We start from the raw sequence: 12131 nt of genomic DNA, 5'->3' as shown, positions 1-12131 counted from the left end.
CGTTCAGGCCAGCCAGGCCCAGATGCCCAAACCGATCAGGAGCAGGCCGAGCACGGTGAGTATGCCCGTCCCGGATGGCACGCCGGCGGGGCGGAGCGCTTCGCTCGCGTCGGATGCGAGGGGCGGGGGCAGCGGCCGTGGCGGTGGAGTGACTGCGGCAGTCGGCGGGTGTGGCGGGGCGGTCACGGACTCAGGCCGCGAGGCGATCGGCACGGGTGCGCGTCGGCGTAGGTGCATGGTGTGGGAGGTCGGCTGCGGCGTCGCGGCGGAGGGCGGCGCCGGCTCGGTAATGATCGGGCCGGTGGGGCCGAAGCCGTTGGGCAGGGGCGGGAGTTGGTCGAATACCTCGATCGCGCTGTCGCTGTCCGGCTCAGGCAGCCGCGGTGCGATCGCGGCGAGGGCCTTGCGGGCCCGGGTCGCGCTGGCGAGGCGCAGCCGCGGATCTGGGTGCAGCAGCCGGGCAAGCACCTGCCACCACGGATCAGGAACCTGCTCGGGGGCGGCAGGTGGCGTGCCGCCGTCTTCGAAGGCCTCCGCGAGGGCGGGGGCATCCAGGTGTTCTCCCAGGAGCAGCTGGAGGGCGACCACACCCACGGCGAAGAGGTCGAACCGCGGGTCCGGCTCGGCACCGTCGTAGCTTTCGGGGGCAATATAGCCCGGGGTGCCGATGACCTGGTGGGCCTGGGTGATGCGGATGTCGCCGACCTGGTGCGCGAGACCGAAGTCGCCGATGCGCACCCGCGGTTCCTTCCACCCGGTGGCCTCCAGCAGGAGGTTGCCCGGTTTGATGTCCCGGTGCACGATCCGCTGCGCGTGGACGGCTTCGAGTCCGGCGAGCACCTGGTCGACGAGCGTGAGTACATAGCGGGGCGGCAGCGGCCCATAGTCACCGACCAGACTCGCCAGCGTGCCGCCATCCACGAGGTCCATGACGATCAAAACCCTGTCGTCGGCTGCGGCCCAGCCGGACGGCGTCACGACGTGGGGGTGCTCGATGCGCCGGGCGCCCTCGCGGACGAACCGGAGCAGATTGTGGGCCCGGGACTGCTGCAGCATCTTGGCCGCGACGTACCGCTGTTCACGGATGTCCCAGGCGCGATAGACGAGCCCGAAGGCGCCCCGTCCGAGTTCATCGACCAGCACATACCGCCCCGCGAACAGTGGGCTCCCAGTCATCCTCTCCCCCAACTCCCCTACGGCCGTTGCTCGGTCATACGCGGCGCACCACCCGGGATGCAACCCGGCTGAATCCTGTACCCGACCCCCACCCAACCACTTGAGTTTGCTGACGTAAATACATACGCTTCCAGTGCGCCTCACGGAGTCGGCCAACCACCCTTGAATTGACAGGATCTGGAGTCACGCATGCTCAGACGACACAGTGACATTCCCGTTCGCAATCCATCTCGCGGTACGGATGATGCCCAGCAATCCGCCCGTGAGGGACAGTGGCCCGCCCGTACGCGCAGGCTCACCCGCCGCGCAGGTCTCATCCGATTAGAGGGCCCCTTCGACGACGCCGACCTGCAACGCGTACGCGCCTCAGCACCGGCACGGCAGGTGACCCGTGACGGAGAAGTGATCCTGATCTGGCCGCCGGGGACCGCGAAGGTCACGCTTCACCTCACCGGTGTGATCACCGCGACCGGATACTTCGAGGGCGACGAGATCGCGGCACTCCAGGAGTTCCTTGCGGGCCGCACCGTCACGCACACAGGAGATCAACTCACCGTCTGGCCCACCGGAGTCCGCTCGGAGGATTGATGATTCGGTGCCTGCCGGGCCGCGGTGCCACGTGTCGCCCGGGAGGCGGGCCAGCGGGTGCCAGCGGGTCTCCCCACCCCGTACGGGCTGGGGTTCTCCCTACCCCGTACAGGCCCGCTGACCGCACCGGGCACAGACCAGCTGACCGGATGGTTCCGCTCCTCTTGATCGCGGAGGCTGAGCACGTCGCACCTGCCCCTTGATCGGAGAACCCGTGTTCAGCTCGAATTCCTCGCGCCGCACAGCGGCCCGTACCGCCGCGGTGGCCCTGGCCGCAGCGGCCTGCGCCGCCATGATGGCCCCCAGTGCCGAAGCCATCGTCAACGGGAAGGATTCCACGCAGCGTTACCCCGCCATGGTGTCGATCCCGGTGACTGGAGCGGACGACCCCACGTTCAAGGGGGTCTGCGGAGGTTCGCTGATCGATGCGCAGTGGGTGCTCACCGCTGCCCACTGCGTGGATCCGGCACTGGTCACCCTGGACGGCACCGTCCGGATCGGCAGTGAACGCAGGACGTCCGGGGGCACGGTCCGGTCCATCGCGAAAACGGTGTCCCATCCTGGCTACCGCAACGGCGAGAACGCCGGCCCCAACCGCAACGACCTCGCTCTGATCCGCCTGAACCGCCCGGTCGCCGAGAAACCCATCCCCCTCGCCGGCAAGCCGGGGCGGCCCGGCACCCCCACCCGGATCCTGGGCTTCGGCACCACCGACGACACACCCGACCCCACCGGCTGGGTCTTCCCCGACCGCCTCCAGGAACTCGACACCCGCAGAGGCGCGCCTTCCCAGTGCGCACCCGGCTACGCCGACAGCACCCGCCTGTGCACCATCAGCCAGGTACCCCACGCCATGGCCTGCAACGGCGACTCGGGCGGCCCCCAACTGCAGAAGAGCCCCAACGGGCGCTGGGAACTCATCGGCGTCACCTCGGGCCCCGGCGCCCCCGGCGTGCGCTGCAGTCAGGGCCCGGGGCTCTACACCAGCGCACCCGCCTACGCGAACTGGATCCACAAAACGACAAACCACCACCACTGAACCCGGACATTCCCGCGAACATCGGCGCCTACACCATCAGAACCGGGACCATCCCCGCGGGTGCGGGGATGGTCCCTGCTCAACGCCCGCCCTGGGACGACACCGTCAGACGCCTGCCAGTGGGCTCAGGGTGAAACCGCGGTATCCGTCCAGGGCGGCGGCGTCGCACTGTTTCCGGTAGCGGTCCAGGCCGCCGGTGTAAGCCAGGAACACCCGGGGCTTGCCCGGTACGTTCGCCCCTGTGTACCAGGAGGCGACGGCTGGGTAGAGCGTCAGATCGGCGAGGTCGGCGACGTGCGCGCACCACTCCTGCTCGGCGTCAGCGGTGGCGTCGATCTCGGTCAGGCCGCCCTCCCGCAGGTGCGCGATGCAGTCCGTGATCCACTCCACATGCTGCTCGATGGCCACCACCGCGTTGCTGAGCACGGACGGACTCAGCGGGCCGATCACGGTGAAGAGGTTGGGGAAGCCGGCCGACAGGAGACCCAAATGGTTGCGCGGGCCATCGGCCCACTTGTCCTGGAGTGTCGTGCCGCCCTTGCCGACGATGTCGATGGCCACCTGTGATCCGGTCATGGCATCGAAGCCGGTGGCGAAGACGATCACGTCGACGGTGTGGTCCCGCTGCGCGGTTCTGATGCCGCTCGGTGTGATCTCCACGATCGGGGTCTTGGCGAGGTCCACGAGGCTGACATGCGGCTTGTTGTACGTGGCGTAGTAGCCGGTGTCCAGGCAGGGGCGTTTGGTGCCGTAGGGCAGGCCGCGCGGTGACAGCGTCTCGGCCGTTTCGGGATCGGTGACGATCGAGCGGATCTTGGAGCGGACGAACTCGGCGACGGTCTCGTTGGCGTCCGCGTCGACGAGGATGTCGTTGTACGTCCGCAGCAGTCCGCTGAGCAGGCCGGACTCCCAGGCCTCCGCGTAGGTGGCGGTGCGCTCGGCGTCGTCGGCCTCCAGAGCGGACCGGGTGGGTGGGGCGAAGACGGTGCCGCCCCTGGACTGCCGCTGGGCGGTGCGGAACTGCGGGTAACGTGCCTTCAGTTCGGCGTTCTCCTCGGCGGACAGCGGACGGTTGTGGGCGGGGAGCGCGTAGACCGGGGTGCGCTGGAAGACGGTGAGGGCGGCGGCCTGCTCGGCGAGGAGCGGGATGGCCTGGACGCCGGAGCAGCCGGTGCCGATCACCGCGATGCGCCGGCCGGTGAGGTCGACGCCCTCGTGGGGCCAGTCGGCGGTGTGCAGGGCCCGGCCCTCGAAGGCGGCGGCGCCGGGGATGTCCGGCTCCTTGACGGCCGACATGCAGCCGGTTGCCAGGATGACGAACCGGGTGGTGAGCTTCTCCCCCGTGTCGGTGGTGACCTGCCAGAGGTGGTTGTCCTCGTCGTACACCGCACGCGTCACGCGGGTGCGCAGCGTGATGTGCTCCCGCAGTCCGAAGCGGTCCGCGACGTGGTGGAGGTAGCGCAGGAGTTCTGGCTGCGTGGCGTACCGCTCGCTCCACTCCCACTCCTGGTCCAGCTCGGGCGAGAAGGAGTAGGAGTAGGACGTGCTCTCGATGTCGCAGCGCGCGCCGGGATAGCGGTTGCGGTGCCACGTACCGCCGATGTCGTCGCACGCCTCCAGGACGCGGACCGTCAGGCCCAGTTCGCGCAGGCGGTAGAGCTGGTACAGGCCCGAGAAGCCCGCCCCCACCACGACGGCGTCGAGCTGCGGGACAGTGGGCGATGACGAGGACGGGGGGACGCTGGGCATGCCGTTCTCCTGACGGATCGCTGGGGGCGGGGCCGACGCACGCGGCTGCGGAGGTGCGTCAACTCGCGGTCGGGCGTGGGGCGGTGTGCCGGGGGCGGGCGGCGAGGGCCGTGAGGGGGATCACGGCGAGCGCGAGCACGCCGCCGCAGGCGGCCAGCAGCGGGTAGCCGCCGCCTGCCACGACAAGGCCGGAGACCATGCCGCCGGTGGCTCCGGCGAGAGACATTCCCACGTCGACGAGACCCTGCGTGGAGGCGCGTGCCTCGGCGGGCGCGGCCTCGGTGACCATCGCGGTGCCGCTGACCAGCGCCATGTTCCATCCGATGCCGAGCAGCACGAGGGCGGTGCCCAGCAGGGCGGTTCCGACGGCTCCGGTGGGCGGCGCGAGGGCGGCCAGGAGTCCCGCGATGAGCAGTACGCCTCCGGAGGACGCGGCCACCGGCAGGCTTCCGATCCGGTCCACCAGCAGACCGGTCAGGGGCGAGGGCAGGAACATGGCGCCCACGTGCAGGCCGATCACGATCCCGGCCGTCTGTGTGCTGTGTCCGTGGTGGGTGAGGTGCACCGGGGTCATCGTCATGATGGCGATCATCACGAGCTGCCCGCTGATCATCACGGCTGCTCCGGTGACGACCCCGGTGCCGATGCGGCCCACGCGCTGCCCGCCCACCTGCGGCCCAACGGCATCCTGATGGTGTCTGCGGGCGAGCAGGAGGGGATCGGGGCGCAGCCAGCGGGCGACGACGAGGGCGGCGGCCGTGTAGGCGACCGCGGCCAGCAGGAAGGGGCCGGTGAGGCGGGGCAGGCCGAGAGAGTGGGCCAGGGTTTGGGTGGGGCCGACCAGGGCGGGCCCGGCCACCGCGCCGAGCGTGGTGGCCAGGAGCACGGTGCCGGTGGCGCGGCCGCGCTTCTCGGGCGGCGCGAGGTCGGTTCCGGCGTACCGGGCGAGCAGGCCGGTGACCGTGCCGGCGCCGTAAACGAAGAGGGCGAGCAGGAGCAGCGGTACGGTGCGGGCCCAGGCGGCGGCGATCACGCCGATGCTGCCCAGGGCGGCGGCCGCGTGCCCCAGGGCGAGCCCGGGGCGGCGTCCCCACCGCTCGGAGATCCGGCCGATGAGCAGGGCGCCGAGGGCTCCTCCCGCGGTGAACAGGGCCACGGGCAGTCCGGCGAGGCCGGTGGAGCCCAGGAGGTCCTGTGCCAGCAGCGCGCCGACGGTGATGCCCGCCGCCATTCCGGCGCCGCCCAGGGCCTGCGAGGCGACGAGCACGGTCAGGATGCGGCGTTGCACCTCGGGTGCGGCGAACGGCGGGGTGCGGGCCGCCGAGGTCATGCGGTGGTTCCGTCGGAGGGTTCCAGGGCGGAGATCTCGGCCAGGCTCATGCCCATCTCCTCGTGCAGGAAGCGGACGATGGTCCAGTGCGGGAGCGCGTCCTGGTCGAAGGGGCCGAACGCGGCGGTGTAGAGGGGAATCCAGCGCAGGGCTTCTTCCGCCGCGACCTGGCGTCCCTCGTCGGCCCGGTCGCCGCCGCCCTGGTAGTCGGTGTAGGCGATGCTGCGGTGGTGGATGAAGTGCCCGCCGGGCAGGCGCTGTTCGCACAGTTCCCGGTACTCGCGGGTCTGCAGGATGAGGAAGTGCCAGATCTCGTCGATCTCCTGCTCCACCGGCAGGAACAGTCCGCCGAGCCGCTCGGGATGGCTGGAGACCAGGTACAGGTAGCGCAGACACTCGCGCACCTGGTGCTCGACATGGGTGCGGTGATGCTCCGTCTTCGCGGTGAAGTAGTCGACGGCCTCCCCGTGCAGCGCGCTGCCCAGGAGGTCTTCGGCGGTGGGGGCCGGAATTGCTGATGTGGTCACGGGGCGGAGTCCTGTTCGGGCGTGGGGCGACGGTGGTCAGCGAAGGAGGGCCGAAGAAGAGCCCGCCGGCCTGGAGGTGGGCGTACGCGGCGCGGTGTGCGCGGCGCCGGTCAGGAGGGACGCGCCAGCCAGACGTACTTGCCGGAGCGGCCGATCGGCAGGTCGGTGCGGTGTTCCAGGGTGCAGGGGCGGCCGGTGAGTTCCCCGACGGCCTCTTCGAGATGTCCGGTGTGCGCCGTATCGAGCGGTGTGCCGTCGAAGGTCGAGTAGCGCAGGGTGGCGTCGTCGGCGCCGTCGTCTGGTGCGGACAGGCGCAGTTGGGCGAGGAAGACGCGATCGGACGCATCGTGGACGCGGGCGTCGAGGTCGGCCTGGGCGACGGGTCCGCCCGGTGCATCGAGCAGTTCCTTCTCCCGGCCGCAGAAGGCGGTGATGCGCCCGGGGTCGGCGGAGCCGTCGGAGGTGCGCACGCAGTCGCCGGAGCGGTAGCGCACGAGCGGCATGAAGGGGTTGCGCAGGCTGGTGACGATGAGGCAGTGGATGCCGCTGCCGGGGGCGACGGGGATGAGCTCGACGCTCATGTCCTCCAGGTGCGGCCGGTAACGGCCGGTCTGGGGGTCGCTGGAGTAGAGATAGCCCAGTTCGGTGCTGCCGAAGAGGTCCACGACGGGGCAGTCGAAGTGCCGGTGCAGCAGGGCGCGTACGTTCAGCGGGGTGTACTCGTAGGCGTGGACGATGCTGCCCGGTTGCGGGAACTCGTCCCACAGCCCCCAGGCTTCCACCTTCTGTACGAGGTGGGCGAGGTGGTAGCCCGAGCAGTCCAGGTGATAGGTGCCGGTGGGGTGGGCGTCGCTGATCGCGCGAATTTCGGCGAGCATGCGGCGGACCTCCGCGCGGTCCCACTCGGCCGGGTCGAGGGTGTTGTTGAGGTAGAGCGTGCGGTCGTCGAGCCAGCGCTCTCCCGGGGTGGCGCCCGGCTTCTTGGCGTTGACGCGGGCGACGTGCTCGGTGGCGAGCACGGTGGTCAGGGAGATGCGCTTGGCGCCTGCCTCCCAGGTGGCGCGCAGGTCGGGGTGTTCGCTCCACAGCCGGTAGTAGGAGCGGAGCAGGAAGTACGGCGGCCTGATCAGCTGCATCCTGGCGTGGTTGGTGCCGGTCGACAGGACGTACTCCGCCTCGCCCGACTCCAGCGCCGCGGCGAGGCCGGGCGTCATCCAGTTGTCGGGGAAGCCACGGGCGATCTCGGTCTTCTCCAGGATCGGGAAGTCTCCCCGGGCGACGGACTCGCGATAGACAGGGATGTCCCGGACCCGGTCGACGACGTGCGGGCTCGGCAGCGGGCTCATGTGTTCTCCGAGGGGGTGGCGGGCCGGGGCCGCCGCCGAGAAGGGGCGGCGGCCCCGGCGTGAGCAAGGCATGGGTCAGGAGATACAGCCGCTCTTGCCGGCGACGCTGATGCAGCCGTTCTTCGGGGTGGCGCTGATGCAGCCGTCCTTGGCGCCCTGCGCCGAGTTGGCGGCCACCCATTTCGACCAGTTGGTGTCCTGGGTCATCTGCTTGATGAGCTTGTCCATGACGGACCTCCTCGAGTGCCGGGGATATGCGGAACGGGCAACGAAATGGATCTTCATCGACCGCAGATCGAAGGTAAAGATCAAGTCAATCAACTGTCAAGGGATAGTCAAGTCGAGTGGCTCGAAATGGCTACTCGTACCGCTCGGCCCACCATGGGCAGGGCGAAGCATCCCGTCGCGAACGAACTCCCGTCGGGCCCGTCACCTGCAATTTCGCACTCCGTAGTGCGGCGCTCCTGAGATCAGTCACGCCCCCCATCGGGTGGTTCTGCCAGATGGACGTGGCCTGACTCCACGGCTCCTGCCGCCGGATCGGCACCCACACTCCCGCCCGGCCCGGAGGTCAGGCGGACGGGCTCGGTCCCGGCGTCGTTGTGCCGGACCGACCAACTCTCCAGCGTGGACCGGCAGGCGTGGTCGAGGTGGTGCAAACCCGTGAGGTCCAGCTCGATCGGACGGTCCTTCGGCAGCGCCTCCAGCGTCTCGAGAATGCGCGGCAACCGCAGGAAGGTGGCGTACCCCGTCAGCGCCACCACCAGCCGCCCGCCGGTCAGTTCGCGTACGTCGACCTGGACGTGCGAGGTGTCCCACGCCGACTTGCCCATCGCCATCGCCAGGCCCAGCAGGACACCTTCGAACAGGTTGGCCACCACGATCGCCACGGCGGTGGCGCTCAGGATCACCGCTTCGCCGCGGTCCAGGCGCACGAGCCGGCGGATCTCTTCGACCGGAATGAGCTTGCAGCCCGCGTGCACGAGGACGCCCGCCAGGGCCGCGAGGGGGATGACGCCGAGCGCCACGGGCAGCAGCGCCGTGAACAGCAGCAGCCAGGCACCGTGCAAGATGCGCGAGAGTGCCGTGCGTGCACCCGCCTGCACGTTGGCGGAACTGCGTACGATCACCGCCGTCATGGGCAGTGCGCCGAGCAGCCCGCACACACTGTTGCCGACGCCCTGGGCCACCAACTCCTTGTCGTAGTGGGTACGGGGTCCGTCGTGCATCCGGTCCACGGCCGCCGCGCTGAAGAGGGACTCGGCGGAGGCAATGAGGGTGAAGGCGATGACGGTCCCGATGACGGCCACCGCGCCCAGCGCGGCCACATCGTCCAGGCCTGGAGCCTGAAGGGTGCCCAACAGCCCCCGCACCGTCACGTTCGCCACGTCCAGCCGGAACGCGGCGACCGTGCCGGTGGCGAGCGCGACGGCCACCAGCGGCGCGGGCACCAGCCGCGCCCGCGCGGGCAGCCTGGGCCACAGCACGAGCACGGCGACGGTGCCCAGGCCCACGGCGGCTGAGGCCAGCGCACCGCTGTCCCGCAGCGCGTCAACGACCAGGCGGGGCGCGTTGAGAACCTTGTCGAGGCCGGAGCGAGGCTGCTGCAGACCGGCCATCGTGTACAGCTGCCCGAAGATCAGAACGAGCCCGATGCCGGCCAGCATGCCCTGGACGACGGAGACGGAGATCGCGCGGAACCAGCGTCCGCAGCGCAACAGGCCGAGCGCGATCTGGAGCACGCCCGTGAGGAGCACGATCACGCCGAGCATCCCGAGGCCGAACGCCTGCACCGCCTCGAAGACGAGCACGGTCAGTCCGGCCGCAGGGCCGCTGACCTGGAGGGCACTGCCGGGCAAGAAACCCACGACCAGCCCGCCGACGATGCCCGTGACCAGGCCGAGTTCGGCCGGAACACCGGACGCCACGGCCACCCCGACGCACAGCGGCAGCGCCACAAGGAACACGACGAGCGAGGCGAGCACGTCCAGGCGCAGGACATCCGGCCTGCGTAACTCACCGAAGGTGTCACGCAGGTAGGAGCGAGTCGAAGCCATGAGTGGGGGTTCCTTTGTCGGCGTGAAGGAACGGGCCAGTACGGGGGGCCACTGCTACGTAGGGAGCACCTCCGGGGCACGGCGCGGCATGGCCGGGCAGCCCTGCCCGGCCGAGGACAAGGCGCGGCTTGCAGCGGTACGGAACTGGGGCGCTCAGGCAGGTCCGGTACGCCCGGACGACATGCGCGGACCGGGCTGCAGGACTGTGCGGCATGGGCCGGAAGCCGGTGAGGATCTCGGTGCGCCGCCCGAAGCGCCGTGGGCCTGGAGCCGGTTGGCCGGTGCCAGGGTGCTCGCAGGCGCGGTGGCGATCCTGCGGTCTTCCGTCGTGCGCGGCGACAAGGCCAAGTACGGCCCCGGTCGTGTCCGCCGTCGCGTGGGGACGAGCGGTGACTTCATGATGGCCTGCCTCCTGCGCCGGAGCAGCGTCGGGCGCCGGCACGGTGTGGTCGGGTCAGGTCGGGTCGGAGAGGAGCAGCACTGCGGAAAGACGGATCAAGCGAACTCCGGTACGCGGCACGTCCTCGGCGGCGCCCATTTTGCCATCACATTACTCAGAAGCGAAAGATTGCATTCCGGCCAAGACGTGGGCAATAACATTCGCTGACCTGCGATTTGGTGAACACACAACAGGCAGAGCGAGGGGCTCATAACCACTCTCGAGAACGGCTGGCGATGGTTTGCAGACCGGACGGCAGAGATCAAGAAGCCTGCCGGTTGCGCCTGGAGCACGGTAGGCCGGGGGCCCAGTCGCCCATTGCCGCATGGCCCAGGGCGTCAGCCAGCCACAGACGGCGCGGGGCCGGCAGGCCGTCTGACTGGGGTGGCGACTGCCCCCTTCCTGGGACGGAAGTCGGTTCCCATGCCGCGGCAGTAGCAGCCCGGATAGATACGCGCAAAGCCCCCGCCGCGCGGGCGGAGTTGTGGACGCTCACGCGATTGGCTCTGCCAGCAGTTCCGTGAGACCTGGCCATGACGTCGGCGATGGCAGCGACGAGGTCGGACTTCTGGACCCCACTTCTCGCCCCTCGGGCGGAGGCGGATCGTTCGTGAAGTGGATCCGGGCTCGTGAGTCGCCCAGCCACAGTGGACGCATGACAACCCACACGGTGCACCTCGACACGACAGCGACACAGCGGCCCGTTCCCCGGTGGGCTGTTGCCGCAGCCCATGCCATGCCTCTGGTCGCACTGCCGGTGTGCCTGTGGCGCCTGCCCATCGCCTTCGGCTACGGCATGGGCGGGGAGGTCCTGTCTCCGTCACCGTGGAACATTCCCTACGTCGTCGGACTCAGCGTTCTGTCCGAGATGGTCGCCCTGCTCAGCTTCGGTTTGGTTCGCTCGTGGGGCGAAGTTGTGCCGACCTGGGTCCCCAAGCTGGGGGGCAGACGTGTGCCGCCCTTCGCGGTGATCCTCCCCGCGACGGCAGGCGGCCTCTTCTTCTCCGCCCTGCTGGTCCACTGGGTGTTCGGGGCCTTTCGCCTTGGCGGCGCTGACGGCTTCCCGTACGCCGCGGGCTGGGACGTGCTGGCGATGACGGTCAGCGGATTGTTCACCTTGTGGGGCCCGCTGTTGCTGGCCTTGACGGTCGCGTATCACCGTCGCCGCCGCTCTCACTGAGCTGGTGCCAACGCTCTTCAAGGCGCGAACTCGCCCTCGATCGCTAGGTTCAAGCGGTCCAGCGATTTCCTTGTGGCCGGTCGCGTGATTTCCCCAGCCAGAAGTTCGCGTGATTCCCCAGGCTCCCCACGGGCGGGGGCAGCGCCAACTCTGGGTGAAACAGCAGCGAGACCACAGGGCAGCTTGTGACGCACGGGAGACGCGCAGGAGGCCCGCGCGGGGATCCCGCGCGGGCCGTGGGTATCGCGCTACCGCCGTGTGGTGTCTGTTGTCTCACGGCTTCCGCTCTTGGCCAGTCCACGGCTGATCAGGTAGCCGATCGTCAACAGGGTGACGTACAGCCATGCCTGGTCGGCGGGGAAGCGATCCACCCCGTCGGAGCCGTCACCGACCGCCAGCGAAGCGATGAGGACCGCTATCACCGACGCGGCGTAGACGAACATCTCCGAGGTCTTGAAGGAGGGTTTCGTCTCGGATTGGGTTTGGCGTGCTGTGTGCGTGTCCCGGGCTTGGCCGGATTCCGCTTCCGGATACCGGGCGGACGAAGCTGCGGTCATCTTGCTCTGCCTCCTGGGTGGGGGTTGTTCGGCCTTCAGGCAGGCGACCGCGTACCCGAGGCACGGGCTCCAGAACGCTTGGCCGCGCCCGCTCGTTCGCCGCCCCTCACTCATCGGCCAGGCACCCGAGGGGCAATGGAGCA

Annotated in this window: 11 protein-coding genes; 3 read left to right on the top strand and 8 right to left on the bottom strand. The window is 69.8% G+C overall.

Annotated features, from left to right (window positions below; genetic code table 11):
* Positions 1–3 precede the first annotated feature (3 nt).
* Positions 4–1176: a serine/threonine-protein kinase gene (locus tag ACZ6ZP_RS17845; RefSeq protein WP_366464300.1), complete on the bottom strand. Its 1173-nt coding sequence runs from the start codon at positions 1174–1176 to the stop codon at positions 4–6.
* A gap of 384 nt (positions 1177–1560) precedes the next feature.
* On the opposite strand from ACZ6ZP_RS17845, the gene ACZ6ZP_RS17840 reads away from it, so the two are divergent.
* Both ACZ6ZP_RS17840 and ACZ6ZP_RS17835 read left to right on the top strand, forming a co-directional pair.
* Complete coding sequence (locus tag ACZ6ZP_RS17840; RefSeq protein WP_469407453.1) at positions 1561–1764, top strand: hypothetical protein; 204 nt, start codon at positions 1561–1563, stop codon at positions 1762–1764.
* Positions 1765–1978: 214 nt separating this feature from the next.
* Positions 1979–2803: a S1 family peptidase gene (locus ACZ6ZP_RS17835; RefSeq protein ID WP_469407451.1), complete on the top strand. Its 825-nt coding sequence runs from the start codon at positions 1979–1981 to the stop codon at positions 2801–2803.
* A gap of 105 nt (positions 2804–2908) precedes the next feature.
* Here ACZ6ZP_RS17835 and ACZ6ZP_RS17830 read toward each other — a convergent pair whose 3' ends face one another.
* The 6 genes from ACZ6ZP_RS17830 to ACZ6ZP_RS17805 all read right to left on the bottom strand — a co-directional run bounded on the left by ACZ6ZP_RS17830 (position 2909) and on the right by ACZ6ZP_RS17805 (position 9812).
* Positions 2909–4552, bottom strand: coding sequence for a flavin-containing monooxygenase (locus ACZ6ZP_RS17830; protein ID WP_469407450.1), 1644 nt, complete (start codon positions 4550–4552; stop codon positions 2909–2911).
* 58 nt (positions 4553–4610) lie between these two features.
* Entirely contained in the window at positions 4611–5882 is a 1272-nt protein-coding gene (locus tag ACZ6ZP_RS17825) for an MFS transporter (RefSeq protein WP_469407448.1), read from the bottom strand.
* Positions 5879–6409, bottom strand: a complete 531-nt coding sequence (locus tag ACZ6ZP_RS17820) for a glycine-rich domain-containing protein (RefSeq protein WP_469407447.1) — start codon at positions 6407–6409, stop codon at positions 5879–5881. Before ACZ6ZP_RS17820 ends, ACZ6ZP_RS17825 begins: the two co-directional genes overlap by 4 nt.
* A gap of 110 nt (positions 6410–6519) precedes the next feature.
* Positions 6520–7755 (bottom strand): hypothetical protein, encoded by a 1236-nt coding sequence (locus ACZ6ZP_RS17815; protein ID WP_469407446.1) that lies wholly within the window; start codon positions 7753–7755, stop codon positions 6520–6522.
* Between the two features lie 75 nt (positions 7756–7830).
* A complete protein-coding gene (locus tag ACZ6ZP_RS17810) occupies positions 7831–7983 on the bottom strand; it encodes a hypothetical protein (RefSeq protein WP_469407445.1) in 153 nt (50 codons plus the stop codon).
* Between the two features lie 242 nt (positions 7984–8225).
* Positions 8226–9812 carry a SulP family inorganic anion transporter gene (locus tag ACZ6ZP_RS17805; protein ID WP_469407443.1) on the bottom strand — a complete coding sequence of 529 codons (1587 nt, stop codon included), beginning with the start codon at positions 9810–9812 and terminating at the stop codon, positions 8226–8228.
* A gap of 1094 nt (positions 9813–10906) precedes the next feature.
* On the opposite strand from ACZ6ZP_RS17805, the gene ACZ6ZP_RS17800 reads away from it, so the two are divergent.
* On the top strand, positions 10907–11431 hold the full coding sequence (locus ACZ6ZP_RS17800) for a hypothetical protein (RefSeq protein ID WP_351166698.1): 525 nt from the start codon (positions 10907–10909) through the stop codon (positions 11429–11431).
* 248 nt (positions 11432–11679) lie between these two features.
* On the opposite strand, the gene ACZ6ZP_RS17795 is transcribed toward ACZ6ZP_RS17800, so the two are convergent.
* Entirely contained in the window at positions 11680–11988 is a 309-nt protein-coding gene (locus tag ACZ6ZP_RS17795; RefSeq protein ID WP_351166696.1) for a hypothetical protein, read from the bottom strand.
* Between the last annotated feature and the right edge of the window lie 143 nt (positions 11989–12131).

Source organism: Streptomyces sp. NPDC054047 (assembly GCF_055585065.1).
Note: the sequence above shows the minus strand (reverse complement) of the source record. Positions and strands in the feature narration are given on the sequence as shown.

Bases quoted from the DNA above. Each gene is read 5' to 3' on its own strand.
- ACZ6ZP_RS17815 (WP_469407446.1), bottom strand. From the start codon at position 7,755: ATGAGCCCGCTGCCGAGCCCGCACGTCGTCGACCGGGTCCGGGACATC.
- ACZ6ZP_RS17830 (WP_469407450.1), bottom strand. From the start codon at position 4,552: ATGCCCAGCGTCCCCCCGTCCTCGTCATCGCCCACTGTCCCGCAGCTC.
- ACZ6ZP_RS17800 (WP_351166698.1), top strand. From the start codon at position 10,907: ATGACAACCCACACGGTGCACCTCGACACGACAGCGACACAGCGGCCC.
- ACZ6ZP_RS17805 (WP_469407443.1), bottom strand. From the start codon at position 9,812: ATGGCTTCGACTCGCTCCTACCTGCGTGACACCTTCGGTGAGTTACGC.
- ACZ6ZP_RS17845 (WP_366464300.1), bottom strand. From the start codon at position 1,176: ATGACTGGGAGCCCACTGTTCGCGGGGCGGTATGTGCTGGTCGATGAA.
- ACZ6ZP_RS17810 (WP_469407445.1), bottom strand. From the start codon at position 7,983: ATGGACAAGCTCATCAAGCAGATGACCCAGGACACCAACTGGTCGAAA.
- ACZ6ZP_RS17795 (WP_351166696.1), bottom strand. From the start codon at position 11,988: ATGACCGCAGCTTCGTCCGCCCGGTATCCGGAAGCGGAATCCGGCCAA.
- ACZ6ZP_RS17825 (WP_469407448.1), bottom strand. From the start codon at position 5,882: ATGACCTCGGCGGCCCGCACCCCGCCGTTCGCCGCACCCGAGGTGCAA.